Genomic DNA, 16542 nt, shown 5'->3' with positions numbered 1-16542 from the left:
TCGTCGCCGGCAGGAACCGCGTCCCCAACCCCGCCGCAGGAATGACCGCCTTCGTGATCCGTTGAGTCATGCGCTCCAGCGTACCGGCTGGGATCCTTCCATCCGGGCTGCGACCGGTCCGGCCGGCTCCGCCTCCGCCTCCGCCTCCGCCTCCGCCTAGGATGTGAGCCATGCCCGACGATCCCGGTGTCCAGAAGCGCATCCTGCGCGCGGAGCTGCGCGAGCGCCGCCAGAACATGTCGATGCACGAGCGCACGCACGCCACCGAGGGCTTCACGGCCCGCCTCCAGGAGCTCATCGGCTCCACCGGCGCCGACTCGATCTCGTGCTACCTCTCGATGCCCTCCGAGCCCGACACGCGCCCCTTCGTGAACTGGGCCGAGGCCCGAGGCATCCGCGTGCTCTTCCCCATCACCCGCGAAGACGGGCTGCTCGACTGGACCGTGGGCGAGGAGCAGACCGAGCGGCTCGGTCCCACCGGAGTGCCGGAGGCCGAGGGCGAGCTGCTCGGGCCGATGGCGATCAACGACGTCGATCTCATCGTGATTCCGGCCGCCGCGATCGACGCCACCGGCATGCGCCTCGGCTGGGGCCGCGGCTATTTCGACAAGACCCTCGGGTCGATGGGAAAATGTCCTCCGGTGTACGCCGTGGTCTTCGACAGCGAGTTCGTCGAGCACGTGCCGCGCGAGGTGCACGATCAGCCCGTCAACGGCGTCGTGACCCCCACCCGCATCATCGCCTTCTGAGCCGGCGCACCGCCGCCCACCACCGAGAGACTGCAATGCCCACCTATTCCTACCGTTGCACCGAGTGCGACAACGCCTTCGACATCCACCAGGCCTTCACCGACGACGCGCTCACGGTCTGCGAGGTCTGCGGCGGCAAGTTGCGCAAGCTCTTCAACACGATCGGCGTGACCTTCAACGGCTCGGGCTTCTACCGCACCGACTCGCGCGCGGGCGGCTCAGCGGGTTCGGGGGGTTCGAAGAGCGGGTCGGATGCCTCGTCGGCGTCATCCTCGTCGGGCTCGGGCTCGTCAGGCTCGGGCTCGTCGAAGCCGGCGTCGACCGGCGGGGGCGCCTCGGCATCGTCCTGAGCCTCGGCTAGCGTGGTGCCCGTCCGAAATCGACACCGGAGGGGGAAGGCCGTGATCAAGGGCTTCAAGGAATTCATCATGCGGGGCAACGTCATCGACCTCGCCGTCGCGGTCGTCATCGGCGCGGCGTTCACGGCGGTCGTGAACTCGATCGTGGCGAACCTGATCGACCCGCTGATCAGCCTCCTGTTCAAGGCTGACAGCCTCGACCAGGCACTCGTCTGGACGGTCGGCGACACGAAGTTCAGCTTCGGCTCCGTCATCGGCGCGATCATCTCCTTCCTCGCCGTCGCAGCCGTGGTCTACTTCGTGTTCGTCATGCCGATGAACCACTTCAAGGAGCGCGCCGAGCAGAAGCGCAAGGCGGGGCAGCCCGACCCCGAGGAGCCCGAGACCGAGCTCACGGTGCTCGCCCAGATCCGCGACCTCCTCGCCGAGCAGGGGTCCGTGGTCGGTTCGGGCCGCCACAGCGACCAGTAGCGCGACATCGACCGTCCGACGACGGGTCGAGGCTCAGTCGCGCCGCCAGTGCGGCGGCCGGTCGCGCAGCAGGCGTTCGTCGTCGGGAGACGTGCGCCGAGGCATCCCCGTCGTGTCGCCCGACTGATCGCCCTCGGCCGGCGCGACGGGCGCCTCGGGCGACGGGTCGGAACCCGGCGCCGGCGTGAGCTTCGCCCGACGGGCACGTCCGGGAGCACGCTCGACGCGCTGGCGCGGCTCGGGCTCGTCGGTCACGGGCGGGAACCGGCGGCGCGCACCTCGGCGCCGTCGTCGACCGGGTCGGGCTTGCCGAGCACGCTCGCGACCCGAGCGGCGACCGCGTCGGGGTTGCCGAACAGCTCGAAGCTGTGCACGCGCAGGTAGTGCCACCCCAGCCGGCGCAGCACATCGGGCCGCAGCCGCAGCGACTCGCGCAGGCTCTGCCCCGCGAACGCATCGTCGGTCTCGACCACGACCGCCTTGCCAGCGTGGGCGGCGGCGAGCGCGAGGCGTCCGCGGTAGCCGACGCTGACCCGGATGCCTCGCCGCTCGAGCCGTGACGCGAGGTCGCGCAGCATCGAGCCGACCTCCATCCGCTCTCCCGAGTCGGCCGCGCGTTCCTCGGTCTGCGTCAGCACGTTCGCGAGGGCGAGCACGCCGTGGCTCTGCCGCGACTCGTCGATGTCGTCGGGGCGGAACGCCGAGACGATGTCCATCGAACGGCGAGCGCGGGTCATGCCGACGGCGAGCAGGCGATCGCCGCCCGGCTGGCCGAGCGACCCGAAGTTCGAGAGCAGGCGGCCGTGCGGGGTGCGACCGTAGCCGATCGAGAAGATGACGCGGTCGCGACTCTGGGCGACGGCCTGCTCGAGCGTCAGCACCGTGAACGGCTCGGCCCGGTCCTTGAGGATGAAGTCCGACAGGTCGGTGCGCTTCGCGAACGCGGCGAGCACCGCCTGGTGCACCCTGGCCGCATGCCGCGTGCTCGCGGTGATCACCATGAGCGACTCGCGCGGACGCTTGACGGCGTGCTCCATGACGAGCTCGACGACCTTCGCGACCTCGGAGTCGATCGACTCGACCGTGCCGGTCACCGAGTCGGGCAGCCCGTTGCCCGAGACGTAGTGGAGGCCGAGGCTGCCGTGCCCGAGGAAGCTGCCCGCCCACGGCAGCGACACGATGCGGCCGCCGTAGAAGCGCCGGTTCACGAGCTCCGCGAGGTCTTCGCCGCCGGCGCGGTAGCTGCGGGTGAGGGTCAGCGTCGGCAGCAGCTCGCCCAGCCGCGCGAGCGCCGAATCGGCGTGCAGGGCGTCGACGCCGCCGTGCTCGTGATCGCGGTCGGGCGGCGTCTCGCCGTCGTCGATGCCGGTCTCGAAGAGCGTCGGCGTCTGCGTGACGGGGTCGCCGAAGGCGACGACCTGCTTCGCCCGGCGGATGGCCCCGAGGTTCTCGGCGATGGTCGTGGCCCCGGCGTCGACGAGGATGACGGTGTCGAAGGCGATGCGGTCGTCGACGGCCGACACCTCGTAGGGCGAGGCGAGCCACACAGGGGCGAGCACGCGGAAGAGGTTCGGCGCCTCGGTCACGAGCGCGTCGGCGCGCAGGCGATCGCCGCGCAGCAACCGCTTGAGCACCGCGGCCTCCTCGGGGTGGTCGACGAGCGCGACCTTCCAGTTCTCGGCGAGGCGCCACGCGAGCAGCGGACCCGCAGCCGACGCGTGCGCCTCGTCGACGAGCCGGAAGTCGCCCTCGAGCCGGTCGAGCACCGTCGTGTTCGCGCCGAGCAGCGCCTTCTCGCCCGCGAGCACCTGCTCGAGCACCGACTGCCACCAGGCCAGCTCGAGCTCGTCGGCGACGCGCGGCTCGGGAACGTGGCGCTTGGCGAGGTCGACGAGCAGCGGGTCGAGCCCGAGCTCGCGCAGCCGGCCGAGGATCGCGGTGCGCTCCTGCAGGTTCGCGAGCACCTCCGAGTCGGCGGCGAGGCCGGCGAGGGTCGCCACCAGATCGCGGATCGGCCGTGCGCCGAGCTGGCGCGGCGTGCCAACGAGGTCGAGCGGCGCGTCGAGGGTCGCGAGGTCGCTCGAGACGTGCTGGTACGCGACGTGCACGTCGTCGATGCCGACCGGGACGCCGGGGATCGCCCCCGCGTCGGAGTAGCGCTGCCAGAGGGTTCGCTGCTGCTGGATGCCTCGGAGCGCCGCGTTCAGGTCGGTGATGTGCACCCCGGGGCGCACGAACTCGAGCGCGTGACGGCGCAGGCGCCGGCGATTCGCACCCGACATCCCCGACTCGCGGCGCGGGGCGGTCGCGGCGATGAGCTCGCCGAGCGGCCGGTCGAAGACCGACGGCTGGAACCGGTCGAGGGTCTCTCGCACGTCGAGCAGCAGCCGGAGGAACACGCCGAGCTCGGCGATCGACTCGAACTCGCGGAGGCGGGTCTGCGCGATGAGCGAGCGGCCTCGCTCGAGGAGCCGCGGCACCTCGACGGCGCTCAGCCGCTTCGCGAGCTCGTGGGCGTTCGTCGCCTCTGCCGACGACGTGAACGACGCGCCGTACCAGGGCGAGTCACCCGGGCCGTAGCGGAACTCGCCGAGCTCGGCGGCGCGCGCGAGGTCGCGCGCGACGTCTCCGCGGCCGGTCGCGAGCTCGGCGAGTGCCGCTCGGTCGAGCCGTGCCGTCGTCGACGGCGGTGCCGGGAGGAGCGCGAGCCGCGCGAGCTCGCTGAGCGCATCGAGCACCGACACGTGCAGTTCGGGATCGGGACGCGTGAGGGCGGTGCGATAGTCGAGCAGCACCTTGCGCAGGCGGACGAGCGCGTCGTCGACGTCGGCGACCCGCGGCCGCTCGGCCTTCTCGTTGCGGGAGATCGACTGGATGAGCTCGCGCCGCAGACCCGGCGTGGTCACCGCGGCGCCGCCGAGGCCGACCTGCCCGAGTCGATGCGCGATGCCGTCGAGGCTCGCGCGCCGCGCGCCGACGACGAGCACCCGCTTGTCGTTCGCGACGAGCGCGCCGATGGCGTTGACGATGGTCTGGGTGCCGCCCGTGCCGGGGAGCGTCTTCACCACGACGGAGGTGCCCTGCTCGATCTCTGCGACGACCTGCTCCTGCTCGGGGTCGGCGTCGAGCAGGAGGGTGTCGGTCGAGGGCGGGCGGTCGTCCTGCCCGACGGGCTTGACGCGCTCACCGCGAGCGGCGGTCACGGCGGCGCGCGCGGCCGGGTTGCCGGCGAGCGCGTCGATCACCGGGTGATCGAGCTTCGCGGCGTCGATCGCCATCTCGGGCCCGACCTCGGCGAACGACGAGACCACGAGCCGCGGAGCGACCTGGAACCAGGGCAGGTGGCTCGTGAGCCCGCGCAGCCGGTCGATGACGGGCTGCGGCTTGAAGACGCCGTTCGTGATCGCGAGTGCGACGAAGGCGTCGGCGTCGAGCGTGATCTGGAACTGGTCGCGCAGCTCGCGGGCCAGCGCGGGGTTCAGGAAGGGTTGGCCCTTGAGCTTGAGCTCGAAGTCCCGGCCGTAGCGACGGATGGCGAGCGGACGGAGCAGCACAGGGGCGAGGTACTCCTCGCCGCCGTTGCGCCACGAGGCGAGCCCGATGGCGAGGTGCACCGACTCGACGCCGCGGACGCTCCGCAGTTCGATGCCCTTCTGCGTGATCTCGGCCGCCGCGAGCCGCGCGTTGCGCAGCGCCAGCTCGTCGCGGATGAGGCTCGACAGGAGGGTCGACTTGCCCGTGATGAACTGCGGCAGGCCGCCCGGGTGCGTCGTCGAGAGCTCGATGCGGCTGCGCGGGGTGTCGACGAACCGGACGAGCGGCGAGCGGCCGCCGACCGCGGCGAGCTCGGAGTTCCAGCGTCGCCAGGCGGGTTCGGCGACGTTGCCGGCGACGAGGGCCGGGTCGCCGAGGCTGAGGCCGTCGGGGCGGGTGATGTCCTGCTGCATGGGTTCCGGAGTGAGTTGGTCGGCGGCGGCGTCGGGCTCGTCGCCGAGGATCTCGTCCTCGTCGTCCTGGTTCCGATCGAGCCGCTGCACACCGACACCCTAAGACGAAACGCGCGAAATCCTCGGAGCATCGCCGCGGTCGGCCCCGTTCAGCTGGTTCCCGGATACCCCATGGGTATACATGCTAGGGTCGTCGAGTGCGCCTGATCCCCACCCGCGACCCCAGCTCGGCCATCCGCCCGCCCGTCACCGTCATCATCGGCGGCGTCGCCGGCGGCATGTCGGCCGCGACCCGCCTGCGCCGGCTCGACGAGGAGCGCGAGATCATCGTGCTCGAACGGAGCGGCGCCGTCTCGTTCGCGAACTGCGGCCTGCCGTACCACGTCTCCGGCGTCATCGCCGAACGCGACGACCTCGCCCTGCAGACGCCCGAGCGGCTCGCCGAGCGCTTCCGCATCGATGCGCGGGTGCGCCACGAGGCGGTGGCCGTCGACCCCGCCGCGAAGACGGTCTCGGTGCGCGACCTCGCGAGCGGGAGCGTCGCGTCGATCGCCTACGACGAACTCGTGCTCGCGACGGGGGCCGCACCGCGGCGCCCCGACGACGTCGACGACGACGCCCCGATCCACGTGCTGCGCACGCTCGACGACCTCGACGGCATCATGGCCGCCCTCGCCTCGGTCGGCGATGCCGGCCCGGCCGTCGTCATCGGCGGCGGGTACATCGGCATCGAGCTCGCCGACAACCTCGTGCGGCGCGGCGTCGCGACGACGCTCGTGCAGCGCGGCGAGCAGGTGCTCGGCGGTCTGGACCCCGAGATGGCGGCGCCCGTCGCCGACCATCTCGCCCGGCGCGGCATCGGCATCGAGCTCGGCCGCGACGTGCGGCGCGTCGCCCACGACCACGTCGAGCTCGACGACGGCACCCGGCTGCACGCCGGCATCGTGTTCGCGGCGATGGGCGTGCGCCCCGAATCGGTCCTCGCCGTCGCCGCGGGCCTCGCGACCGGCCCCTCCGGGGGCATCGTCGTCGACCACGATCACCGCACGAGCGACCCGTCGATCTTCGCCGTCGGCGACGTCGTCGAGCAGCGCGACGCGATCGACGGATCGGCGCGGCTCGCACCCCTCGCGGGCCTCGCGAACCGGCACGGCCGCGCCGTCGCCGACGTCATCGCCGGCGCACCACGACCCGCCCGCCCCGCCCTCGGCACCGCGATCGTCGACGCCGCAGGACTCACCGTCGCCTCGACCGGCTGGAGCGAACGGCGTGCGCGCGAACGCGGCCGGGCGGTGCGGATCGTGCACTCCCATCCCGCCTCGCACGCCGGCTACTACCCCGGCGCCGCACCCATGTCGCTGAAGCTCGTCGTCGACGCCGCCACCGACCTCATCGTCGGCGCCCAGGCCGTCGGCACCGACGGCGTCGACAAGCGCATCGACGTCATCGCCACCGCGATCGCGACCGGACTCACCGCCTCCGAGCTCGCCGACCTCGAGCTCGCCTACGCACCCCAGTACGGGCACGCGAAGGACCCGATCAACCAGCTCGGCTACATCGCGGGCAACCTCGCGAGCGGCGAGGACCGGGTCGTCCAATGGCACGAGCTCGACGACGAGCTCGCACGCGGCGCCGTACTCATCGACGTGCGTGCCGAGACGCAGCTCGACGAGGGGCGCATCCCCGGCGCAACCTGGATCCCCGTCGAAGCGCTGCGCGAACGCCACGCCGAGTTCGCCGGCCGGCGGATCGTCGTGCACTGCCGGGTGGGGCAGGGCGCGCACACCGCCGCCCGGCTGCTCGCCGGTCTCGGCCACGACGTCGTGAACCTCGACGGCGGCTTCCTCACCTGGCGCGACGGCATGCGCGCCCGCGAACTCGCCGCGGCTGCGGCATCCGACCCCGCAGACGGCGAACGCGCCGCCTGACCGACCCATCCGCTGACGAAGGAGCCCGAGTGCGATCCCTCTCCCCCGCCGAGGTGCACGCCACCGACGACGCCTACCTCATCGACGTGCGCGACGAGGCCGAAGTCGCCCAGGCGCGCATCGACGGCGCCCACCACATCCCGCTCGGCGAGCTGGTGGCCCGCCTCGACGAGGTGCCGCGCGACCGCACGGTGTACGTGCTGTGCCACGTGGGCGGCCGCAGCGCGCAGGCGGTCGTCTACCTCGAGCAGCACGGGTTCGACGCCGTCAACATCGACGGCGGCATCGTCGGCTGGTACCGCGAGGGCCTGCCCGTCGAGCTCGGCGGCGCATCGTGAGCACCGCCCTCGAGGAGCAGCGGCGCATCGCGAACCGGCTGAAGCGCGCACGCGGGCAGCTCACCGCGGTGATCGAGGCCGTCGAGTCCGGTGCCGACTGCCGCACCGTCGTGACCCGGCTCGCGACGGTCTCGAGCGCACTCGACAAGGCGGGCTTCGCGATCATCTCTGCGGCGCTGCGCGAGTGCCTCGCCGACGAGGCCGAGCCCCGTTCAGCCGAGGGATCGGACGAGCCCGCGAGCGGACGGATCGGGATCGACGAGCTCGAACGGCTCTTCCTCAGCCTCGCCTGAGACGACGGATGCCCCGCCCGCGGGTCGCGGGCGGGGCATCCGGTCACGACCCGCGTGGGAGCACGCGGGTCGCAACGGTGCGCACCCCTCGCGGCCGCCTGTGCAGTGGCGGCCGATCGGCTGCGAGGGGTGACGATCGAGCGCGTGGGTGCCTCGGCCGAGGCACCCACGATCGAGCAGCTCAGCGAGCCGAGTACTCGAGACCGTGCGCCAGGGCCACCGGCTCGTTGGTGAGCTTGCCTGCGGTGGCGTTGAGGCCCTTGGCGAGCGCCGGGTCGGCGTCGAGGGCCGCCTCCCAGCCGAGGTCGGCGATCTTCAGCGCGTACGGGAGCGTCGCATTGATGAGCGCGGGCGCCGAGGTCGCCGGCACCGCACCGGGCATGTTCGCGACGCAGTAGTAGATCGCGTCGTGCACCTTGAAGGTCGGCTCGGCGTGCGTGGTCGGGCGCGAGCCCTCGAAGCAGCCGCCCTGGTCGATCGCGATGTCGACGAGCACCGCGCCCGGCTTCATCGTGGCGACCATCTCGTCGGTGACGACCTTCGGCGCGGCCGCACCCGGGATGAGCACGGCGCCGACGACGAGGTCGGCGGTCTTCAGCGCGCGGGCGATCTCGTACGACGACGAGGACATCGTCTTGATGCGGCCGTGGTAGCGGCCGTCGATCTCGCGCAGCTTCGGCAGCGAGATGTCGAACACGGTGACGTCGGCGCCGAGGCCGAGCGCGGTCGCCGCAGCCTGCTCGCCCGCGACGCCGCCGCCGATGACGACGACGTTGGCGGGGGCGGTGCCGGGCACGCCCGCGAGCAGCACGCCGCGGCCGCCCTTGGAGGCGTGCAGCTCGGCGGCGCCGACCTGCGGGGCGAGCCGGCCGGCGACCTCGCTCATGGGGGTGAGCAGCGGCAGCGAGCGGTCGGCGAGCTGCACGGTCTCGTAGGCGATCGCGGTGACGCCCGAGTCGAGGATGGCCTTCGTCAGCGGCAGGTCGGCCGCGAGGTGGAGGTAGGTGAAGAGCGTGAGGTCGTCGCGGAGGTAGCCGTACTCGCTCGCGATCGGCTCCTTGACCTTCAGCACGAGCTCGGCCGACCACGCCTCGGCGGCGGTGGCGACGATCGAGGCACCGGCCTCGGTGTACTCGGCGTCGGTGTAGCCCGCGCCGAGGCCGGCGCCGGCCTCGATCGCGACCGAGTGCCCGCGCTGCGTGAGCGCGTGCACGCCGGCGGGGTTCATCGCGACGCGGAATTCGTTGTTCTTGATCTCAGCAGGCACGCCGATGCGCATGTTGGCTCCGAATGGTGTGTGGGGTGTTCCTCATATCATCGCCGGTTGTTCGTCGTCGAGAAAGAACCACCGTGGAAAATTCGGTATCATCGACCAATCCTGTTCGTTCGTTCGAAAGGTGGTCGCATGATGACCGATGCACCGCAGATCAGCGCCCCGGGGTCCGACCCCACGGCGGTCGCACTCGACGCGATCGACCGGCAGATCATCGCGCTCCTCCACGAGAACGCCCGCATCCCGAACGTCGAGCTCGCCCGCGCCGTCGGCGTCTCGCCGTCGACCTGCCTCGCCCGCGTGCGCTCGCTGCGCGAGCGGGGCGTCATCGTGCGCTACACGGCCGAGATCTCCCCGGCCGCGCTCGGCTACCACCTGCAGGCGCTCGTGAGCGTGCGCATCCGACCCGGAGCGAGGCACCTCATGGAGCAGATCTCGGACGACCTGCGACGCGAGCCCGAGGTCGCCCAGCTCTTCTTCCTCGGCGGCACGGAGGACTTCCTCATCCACGTGCGGGTGCGCGACAGCGACCACGTCCGCCAGTTCGTGCTGAAGAACCTCTCGGCGAACCCGGCCGTCGCCCTCACCGAGACGAACCTCGTGTTCGAGCACCACACGGCGATGTCGGCGGGTCTTCGCGCGGTGCTCTGACCCTGGTTCGCGACCTCGCTCCGCGCCTCTTCAACCCTCGGCGGGACCGAGCGGCAGGATCTCACCGAGGTCGAGCCCGTCGGGCGCCTCGAGCTGTGCGTACGTGCAGCTCTCGGGCGTGCGGTCGGTCCGCCACCGGCGGAACTGCGCCGTGTGCCGGAACCGGTCGCCCTCCATGTGGTCGTACGCGACCTCCACGACGCGTTCGGGCCGCAGCGGCACGAACGAGAGGTCCTTGCCGGCGCTCCACCGGCTCACCGCTCCGGGCATGCGGGTCGTCGCATGCGCCTGGGCCTCGGCCCATTCTCCCCACGGGTGGTCGGACAGGTCGGTGGCGACGAGCGGTGCGAGCTCAGCGACGAGCTCGGCGCGACGGGCCATCGAGAACGCGGCGACCACGCCGACGTGGTGCAGCCGCCCGTCGTCGCCGTACAGCCCGAGCAGGAGCGACCCGACGACGTCGCCCGACTTGTGCCACCGGTACCCGGCGACGACGCAGTCGGCCGTGCGCTCGTGCTTGATCTTGAACATCGCGCGCTTGTCGGGCAGGTACGCGCCCTCGAGCGGCTTGGCGACGACCCCGTCGAGCCCGGCACCCTCGAAGCGCGTGAACCAGTCGCGGGCGACGTCGAGGTCGGCCGTCGCCGGCGTCACGAACACGGGGTCGGATGCCTCGGCGAGCGCCTGTTCGAGCCGGCGACGCCGCTCGCCGAACGGCGTGCCGGTCAGGTCGTCGTCGCCGAGCGCGAGCAGGTCGAACGCGACGAACGAGGCCGGGGTCTCCTCCGCCAGCAGCTTCACCCGGCTCGCCGCGGGGTGGATGCGCTGCTGCAGCGCGTCGAAGTCGAGCCGGCCGCCCCGCACGAGCACGATCTCGCCGTCGACGACGCACCGGTCGGGGAGCTCGCGCCGCAGCGCCTCGATGAGCTCGGGGAAGTAGCGGGTCATCGGCTTCTCGTTGCGGCTGCCGAGCTCGACCTCGTCGCCGTCCTTGAACACGATCGTGCGGAAGCCGTCCCACTTCGGTTCGACGTGCCCGACATCGGGGATCTCCTTCACCGACTTGGCGAGCATGGGAGCGACGGGCGGCATCACCGGGAGATCCATTCGACCATCCTGCACCCGGCCGCCGACGAGCGGTAGCACGCCCCCACGGCGGGGTCAATCCCTCGCCGTGCCGCGTCGCCGACGCGTAGCGTCGTCAGCGACCGACGGGGACGTCGGCATGAGCGAGTCGACCGCGAGGGAGCTGATATGAGTTCGATCATCGACCGCCCCGTTCATCGTCGTGACCGGGACCCCGACTTCGCGCTGCCGCCGATCGGCCTGTGGTGGCCGATGCTCGAGGGCACGCTCCGACGCGAGATCCTCGAGAACCTCGAGGCTCCGCTGCGTGCCGTCGTCGTCCGCCGCATCTTCGAGCTGTGCGAGCTCGAAGTGGGCCCGACGCCGCGCATCGGCGTGCACCTCGACGAGAACCAGCGCGCGTACATCGCCGGCTGGATGCACGCCGTCGACTGGACCTGAGCGCCGTCCGGTGTGCGCAGGGCATCGTCGTGATGCGACGATAGACGGATGCCCTCCGATTCCTACCCGCTCGTCGAGGAGCTCGCGATCGCCCGACTCGTCGGGCCGTTGAGTCTCAGTCGCGGGCGCACGGTCGAGCGCGCGGGCGCGGTCCGGCACCTCGCCTGGGATGCCTCGGGCTTCCGTCTCTCGGCAGCCGTCGACGGCACCGCGACGGCGCCGTACCGGGTGGAGGTCCGCCTCGACCTCGGCGTCCCCGGCCGCACCACGATCCTCTCCGGCACCTGCACCTGCCCGGTCTCGCGCAACTGCAAGCACGTCGCGGCCGTGCTCCTCGCCTCCGGCGAGCGCCATCGCCTCGACGAGGCGCCGCCGGCGCCCGCGTCCCCCGTCGATCCGGCAGAGCCCGAGTGGCGCACGGCGCTCAACGCGCTCACGGCGACCGCGACCGCGACCGACGTCGAGGCCGCGCCGCGGCAGCCGCTCGCGCTGCAGTTCGAGCTCCGCGAACGGATCACCCGCCGCGGGGCGCGCCAGTCGGCACGCGACGAACCCGCGACCAACGAGGAGGCGGTCGAACGGCTCGCCGTTCGACCGGTGACCCGCGGTGCACGAGGCGGCTGGATCAAGGCGAACCTGACCTGGCAGAACGTCGGCTTCCAGGGGCGGGCGGGCGGATTCGACCCGCGACAGGCACGCTGGTTCGCCGAGTTCTCCATGCTGAAGGGCGCGAGGCACGCCGGGTTCGCCGAGTACGGCTCCGCGTGGATCTCGCTCGACGACTACGAGAGTGCGACCCTGTGGGCGCTGCTGGCCGCCGCCCCGGCCCACGGCATCGAGTTCGTGGGCACCGGGGCGCGCACGGAGATCTCGGTGGCCGCCGCCGCCGACATCGGCCTCGAGGTCCGGCGGGCCGACGCCGAGACGGAGGCGGCGCCGACGGACGACGCCGAAGCTTCGTCCTCGGCGACGAACCGGCTCGAGCCCGTCGCCGACGCGCCGACCCCGATCGCGCTCGAGCTCGCCTCGAGCGTGACCGTCGACGGGGAGCGCCACGCGAGCCGACGCGCTCGGCTGATCGGCGACCACGGCGTCTACGTCTTCGACTTCGCCCGTGGGCGGATCGTGCTCGCCCCGCTCGCCGCGCCGCTCCGTCCCGCCGCGCGGGCGGCGGTCCGGCGACGCGAACCGATCGTCGTGCCGGCCGACGAGGTCGCGACGTTCACCCGCGAGCAGTACCCCGTCCTCGCCCGCTCACTGCGGATCTCGAGCGACGACCCGGCCGTCGACCTTCCCGAGCTGCCGCCCGCGACGCTCGTCGCGGTCCTCGCCCACGAACCGGGCCAGGTGCTCCGCATCGGCTGGGAATGGGAGGCCGACGGCGGCCGCCGGCTGCCGTTCGACGTGCCCGACGCCGAGTTCCACGATCCCGTGCTCGAACGCCGGCCGGCGTTCGAGGCCGCCGGGATCGCCGCCGACGAGCCGGCGGGTGCGCCGCTCCTGCGCGCCGCAGCGCGCGACGGACGCTCCGACCCCGCGCTGCGGCCGACGACCGTGCTGCGCGGCATCGAGGCGGCCGAGTTCTCGACCCGCGTGCTGCCGCGACTGCGCGAGCTCGAACGCCTGCGCATCGACGAGACCGGCGAGGCACCCGAGTACCGCGAGCTGACCGAGGCACCCAGGCTCGCCGTCACCGCGGTCGAGAGCGAACGCACCGACTGGTTCGACCTCGGCGTGATCGTGACCGTCGAGGGCAAGAAGGTGCCGTTCGGCCCGCTGTTCCGTGCCCTGTCCCGCGGGCAGAAGAAGCTGCTCCTCGTCGACCACAGCTACCTCTCGCTCGACCACGAGGTGTTCGCGCCGCTGCGCGAGCTCCTGGAGGAGGCCGGGACCCTCGACGAGTGGGAGACCGGCGAACTCGCCATCCATCGCACCCAGACGGCGCTGTGGTCGGAGTTCGAAGACCTCGCCGACGAGTCCGAAGCCGCGGTGTCCTGGCGCGAGACGGTCGCCGGGCTCCGCTCCCTCGAGCGCATCGACCCGGTGGCACCTCCCGCGGGCCTCGCGCTCGAGCTCCGTCCCTACCAGCTCGAGGGCTACCGCTGGCTTGCCTTCCTGCACCGGCACCGGCTCGGCGGCATCCTCGCCGACGACATGGGACTCGGCAAGACGGCCCAGACCCTCGCGCTCGTCGCCCACGCCCGCGAGCTGGATGCCTCGGAGCCGCCCTTCCTCGTCGTCGCGCCGACCTCGGTCGTGTCGAACTGGGCCCGCGAGGCATCCCGCTTCGTGCCGGGGTTGAAGGTCGCGACCGTCACCGCGACCCAGGCGGCGAGCCGGGTGCGGCTCGCCGACGCGATCGCGGGCGCCGACCTCGTCGTGACGAGCTACGCCATCCTGCGGCTCGACGCCGAGGCCTTCGCCGAGCCCGAGTGGGCCGGGCTCGTGCTCGATGAGGCCCAGTTCGTGAAGAACGGCAACTCGAAGGCGAACCAGGCGGCCCGGGACATCCGTGCGCCGTTCCGGCTGGCCGTGACCGGAACGCCCGTCGAGAACAACCTCATGGAGCTGTGGGCGCTCATGAAGGTCGTCGCGCCCGGGCTCTTCCCCTCCGCACGGGCCTTCGCCGAACGCTATCGCCGCCCGATCGAGAACGACCGCAACACCGAGCGGCTCGCGACGCTCCGCCGACGCATCCGCCCGCTCGTGCTGCGCCGTACCAAGGAGCTCGTCGCGCCGGAGCTGCCGGAGAAGCAGGAGCAGGTGCTGGCGGTCGCGCTCGACCCCGCGCACCGCCGCATCTACGACACATTCCTGCAGCGCGAGCGGCAGAAGCTGCTCGGCCTCATCGACGATCTCGACCGCAACCGGTTCACGATCTTCCGCTCCCTCACGCTGCTGCGCATGCTGAGCCTCTCGCCGGCGCTCATCGACTCCGAGCAGTACGCCGACGTGCCCTCGGCGAAGCTCGACGCCCTCTTCGAGCAGCTCGACGAGGTCGTCGCCGAAGGCCACCGCGCGCTCGTCTTCAGCCAGTTCACGTCGTTCCTGCAGCTGGCGGCCGCCCGTCTCGAATCGGCGGGGGTGCCCTACGCCTACCTCGACGGCGCGACCCGCCGCCGCAGCGAGGTCATCGACCGGTTCCGCACCGGCGGTTCGCCCGTCTTCCTCATCAGCCTGAAGGCCGGCGGCTTCGGGCTCAACCTGACCGAGGCCGACTACGTGTTCCTGCTCGACCCCTGGTGGAATCCCGCGAGCGAGGCCCAGGCGGTCGACCGGGCGCACCGCATCGGGCAGTCGAAGAACGTCATGGTCTACCGACTCGTGGCCGAGGACACGATCGAGGAGAAGGTCATGGCGCTCAAGGAGAAGAAGGCGGCGCTCGTCTCGTCGGTGATGGACGACGAGGAGTTGTTCGCGACGGCGCTCACCGCCGACGACCTCCGCGGGCTGATCCAGCCCTGAGCAGGGCCGACGAGGTGCCGCCGGGCCGGTGAGGGGGAATCACCGGCCCGGCCGTCGACAGCCCACGCGGGTAGGGTCGCGAGCCCATCGACGGCGTACACCTGAAGGCACACGCGTCGCAAAGGCGAGGAAGGAGCACATACCCCCGAGCTTCTCCCCCGTCGCTCTCCGCGCACGCAGTAACGAGGAGGCGATGAACCCGAATCATCGCCGCCGCCACGTCGCGGAGTCCTTCGACTTTATCGGGTGTCGTCCCCCGGTCAGGGGGACGACACGTGCCGAACGTCCCGAATTGGACGATTCGGCTCGAGCACGCGTGGTGCCCCTGGAGGGACTCGAACCCCCAACCTGCTCCTTAGGACGGAGTTGCTCTTCCATTGAGCTACAGAGGCTGACCCGAAGAGTCTAGCCGCTCCGCTACCGTGGAACGCGGCGCACGCGGGTGCGCCATGGAGCGGCTCGTCCGCGAGCGACGGAAGGCGGGCATCATGGCCGACGGCACCACGAGGTTCTGGGTCGGCGCTTCGACGCTCGGAGCCCTCGGCTCCGCCGCGACGGGCGTGCGATCGCTCGACGTCGACACCGAGGGCCGCGCCGTGCTCGGCGACCCCGTCGAGGTCGGCGAGAACCCGATGTTCCTCGCGATCTCGCCGGCGAACGGCGTGCTCGCCATCGCGCACGAGCTCACCGACGGGCGTGTCTCGACCTGGACCCTCGAGGGCGACGGGCTCGCCGCGTTCGGCCGTGCCGGCTCCGCGTCGGGCGATCCCTGTCACGTCGCCTTCGACGAGTCGGGCGAACTCGCGTTCGCCGCGAACTACTCGGGCGGTCGGCTCACGGTGCACCACATCGCACCGGATGCCTCGGGCGACGCCGTGCTCGAGGCCGAGTTCGCCGGCACCGGTCCCGACCGAGCGCGCCAGGAGTCGTCGCACCCGCACCAGGCGGTCCTCGACTCGGCGCGCGACCGGTTGCTCGTGCCCGATCTCGGCGCCGACCGCGTGCGGGTCGTCGGCCTCGCCGCCCTCCCCGAATCGCTCGGGCACGACCCGGCCGCCGACATCGTGATCCACGCCGGCGCCGGGCCCCGCCATCTCGTGGTCAGCGGCGACCTCGCCGTCACCGCGAACGAGCTCGACCGCACCGCGAGCGTCGTCGACCTCGCCGAGGGCCGCGAGCTCGGCTGGTTCCCGATCGGGCCCGAGACGCCTCCGCGCGGCCTCGGCTGCTCTGCGATCCGCCTCACGCGCGGCGGCATCGTGCTCGTCGGCGACCGTGACGCGGACGCGCTGCGCGGCCTGCGGCTCGACCGCGATGCCGCGACGCTCGAGCTCGTCGCGACCGTGCCGACCGGCGGCCGCCACCCGCGCGACCTCGAGCTGACGCGCGACGAGCGATTCGCGCTCATCGCCGACCAGGGTTCCGACTCGATCGCGATCGTCGCGCTCGACGGGGAAGGCGTGCCGGTCGAGGTCGTCGGCACCGTGTCGACGCCGGCGCCGGCCTGCCTCGCACGGGTGCCGTAGGGGTCTCGATACGCG

General features: G+C 72.2%; 14 protein-coding genes and 1 tRNA gene. 10 read left to right on the top strand and 5 right to left on the bottom strand.

Annotation, left to right across the window (positions count from 1 at the left end; translation table 11 throughout):
- Positions 1 to 170: 170 nt before the first annotated feature.
- Genes PX701_RS04245 through mscL form a run of 3 tightly spaced genes read left to right on the top strand, consistent with a single transcriptional unit; the run spans position 171 to position 1579 of the window.
- Positions 171 to 749, top strand: coding sequence for a 5-formyltetrahydrofolate cyclo-ligase (locus PX701_RS04245; protein WP_231430286.1), 579 nt, complete (start codon positions 171 to 173; stop codon positions 747 to 749).
- 35 nt (positions 750 to 784) lie between these two features.
- The gene (locus tag PX701_RS04240) at positions 785 to 1099 is read left to right on the top strand and encodes an FmdB family zinc ribbon protein (protein WP_231430285.1); all 315 of its coding nucleotides are present in this window, start codon (positions 785 to 787) and stop codon (positions 1097 to 1099) included.
- Between the two features lie 51 nt (positions 1100 to 1150).
- Positions 1151 to 1579, top strand: a complete 429-nt coding sequence (gene mscL / locus PX701_RS04235; protein ID WP_275505560.1) for a large conductance mechanosensitive channel protein MscL — start codon at positions 1151 to 1153, stop codon at positions 1577 to 1579.
- Positions 1580 to 1612: 33 nt separating this feature from the next.
- Here mscL and PX701_RS04230 read toward each other — a convergent pair whose 3' ends face one another.
- Positions 1613 to 1834: a hypothetical protein gene (locus tag PX701_RS04230; protein ID WP_275505559.1), complete on the bottom strand. Its 222-nt coding sequence runs from the start codon at positions 1832 to 1834 to the stop codon at positions 1613 to 1615.
- Positions 1831 to 5526 (bottom strand): AAA family ATPase, encoded by a 3696-nt coding sequence (locus tag PX701_RS04225; protein WP_420831043.1) that lies wholly within the window; start codon positions 5524 to 5526, stop codon positions 1831 to 1833. The genes PX701_RS04230 and PX701_RS04225 overlap by 4 nt, the downstream gene beginning before the upstream one ends.
- Before the next feature lie 197 nt (positions 5527 to 5723).
- On the opposite strand from PX701_RS04225, the gene PX701_RS04220 reads away from it, so the two are divergent.
- Genes PX701_RS04220 through PX701_RS04210 form a run of 3 tightly spaced genes read left to right on the top strand, consistent with a single transcriptional unit; the run spans position 5724 to position 8085 of the window.
- Positions 5724 to 7454 carry an FAD-dependent oxidoreductase gene (locus PX701_RS04220; RefSeq protein WP_275505557.1) on the top strand — a complete coding sequence of 577 codons (1731 nt, stop codon included), beginning with the start codon at positions 5724 to 5726 and terminating at the stop codon, positions 7452 to 7454.
- A gap of 29 nt (positions 7455 to 7483) precedes the next feature.
- Positions 7484 to 7792, top strand: a complete 309-nt coding sequence (locus PX701_RS04215) for a rhodanese-like domain-containing protein (RefSeq protein WP_231430281.1) — start codon at positions 7484 to 7486, stop codon at positions 7790 to 7792.
- A complete protein-coding gene (locus PX701_RS04210; protein WP_275505591.1) occupies positions 7786 to 8085 on the top strand; it encodes a metal-sensitive transcriptional regulator in 300 nt (99 codons plus the stop codon). The genes PX701_RS04215 and PX701_RS04210 overlap by 7 nt, the downstream gene beginning before the upstream one ends.
- Positions 8086 to 8266: 181 nt before the next feature.
- Here PX701_RS04210 and ald read toward each other — a convergent pair whose 3' ends face one another.
- Positions 8267 to 9364, bottom strand: a complete 1098-nt coding sequence (ald, locus tag PX701_RS04205; RefSeq protein WP_231430280.1) for an alanine dehydrogenase — start codon at positions 9362 to 9364, stop codon at positions 8267 to 8269.
- 126 nt (positions 9365 to 9490) lie between these two features.
- Here ald and PX701_RS04200 point away from each other — a divergent pair, with 126 nt between their 5' ends.
- Positions 9491 to 10009 (top strand): Lrp/AsnC family transcriptional regulator, encoded by a 519-nt coding sequence (locus PX701_RS04200; RefSeq protein ID WP_231430279.1) that lies wholly within the window; start codon positions 9491 to 9493, stop codon positions 10007 to 10009.
- Between the two features lie 30 nt (positions 10010 to 10039).
- Here PX701_RS04200 and PX701_RS04195 read toward each other — a convergent pair whose 3' ends face one another.
- Complete coding sequence (locus PX701_RS04195) at positions 10040 to 11116, bottom strand: ATP-dependent DNA ligase (protein ID WP_275505556.1); 1077 nt, start codon at positions 11114 to 11116, stop codon at positions 10040 to 10042.
- Between the two features lie 147 nt (positions 11117 to 11263).
- Here PX701_RS04195 and PX701_RS04190 point away from each other — a divergent pair, with 147 nt between their 5' ends.
- Together PX701_RS04190 and PX701_RS04185 are read left to right on the top strand one after the other, a co-directional pair.
- A complete protein-coding gene (locus PX701_RS04190) occupies positions 11264 to 11536 on the top strand; it encodes a hypothetical protein (RefSeq protein ID WP_275505555.1) in 273 nt (90 codons plus the stop codon).
- A 48-nt stretch (positions 11537 to 11584) separates the two neighbouring features.
- Complete coding sequence (locus tag PX701_RS04185) at positions 11585 to 15001, top strand: DEAD/DEAH box helicase (RefSeq protein WP_275505554.1); 3417 nt, start codon at positions 11585 to 11587, stop codon at positions 14999 to 15001.
- A gap of 317 nt (positions 15002 to 15318) precedes the next feature.
- Here the strand turns inward: PX701_RS04185 and PX701_RS04180 are convergent.
- Positions 15319 to 15393 (bottom strand) — tRNA-Arg (locus PX701_RS04180).
- Positions 15394 to 15489: 96 nt separating this feature from the next.
- Between PX701_RS04180 and PX701_RS04175 the strand changes: the two genes are divergently transcribed.
- Positions 15490 to 16527 (top strand): lactonase family protein, encoded by a 1038-nt coding sequence (locus PX701_RS04175; RefSeq protein ID WP_231430275.1) that lies wholly within the window; start codon positions 15490 to 15492, stop codon positions 16525 to 16527.
- The last annotated feature ends 15 nt before the right edge of the window (positions 16528 to 16542 follow it).

Source organism: Agromyces chromiiresistens, from assembly GCF_029167465.1.
Classification (GTDB): Bacteria; Actinomycetota; Actinomycetes; order Actinomycetales; family Microbacteriaceae; genus Agromyces; species Agromyces chromiiresistens.
This window is presented reverse-complemented; position numbering and strand designations above follow the sequence as displayed.

Coding starts and splice junctions, on each gene's coding strand:
- PX701_RS04225 (WP_420831043.1), bottom strand. CDS start 5,526: ATGCAGCAGGACATCACCCGCCCCGACGGCCTCAGCCTCGGCGACCCG.
- PX701_RS04190 (WP_275505555.1), top strand. CDS start 11,264: ATGAGTTCGATCATCGACCGCCCCGTTCATCGTCGTGACCGGGACCCC.
- PX701_RS04240 (WP_231430285.1), top strand. CDS start 785: ATGCCCACCTATTCCTACCGTTGCACCGAGTGCGACAACGCCTTCGAC.
- PX701_RS04200 (WP_231430279.1), top strand. CDS start 9,491: ATGATGACCGATGCACCGCAGATCAGCGCCCCGGGGTCCGACCCCACG.
- ald (WP_231430280.1), bottom strand. CDS start 9,364: ATGCGCATCGGCGTGCCTGCTGAGATCAAGAACAACGAATTCCGCGTC.
- PX701_RS04245 (WP_231430286.1), top strand. CDS start 171: ATGCCCGACGATCCCGGTGTCCAGAAGCGCATCCTGCGCGCGGAGCTG.
- PX701_RS04195 (WP_275505556.1), bottom strand. CDS start 11,116: ATGGATCTCCCGGTGATGCCGCCCGTCGCTCCCATGCTCGCCAAGTCG.
- PX701_RS04185 (WP_275505554.1), top strand. CDS start 11,585: ATGCCCTCCGATTCCTACCCGCTCGTCGAGGAGCTCGCGATCGCCCGA.
- PX701_RS04175 (WP_231430275.1), top strand. CDS start 15,490: ATGGCCGACGGCACCACGAGGTTCTGGGTCGGCGCTTCGACGCTCGGA.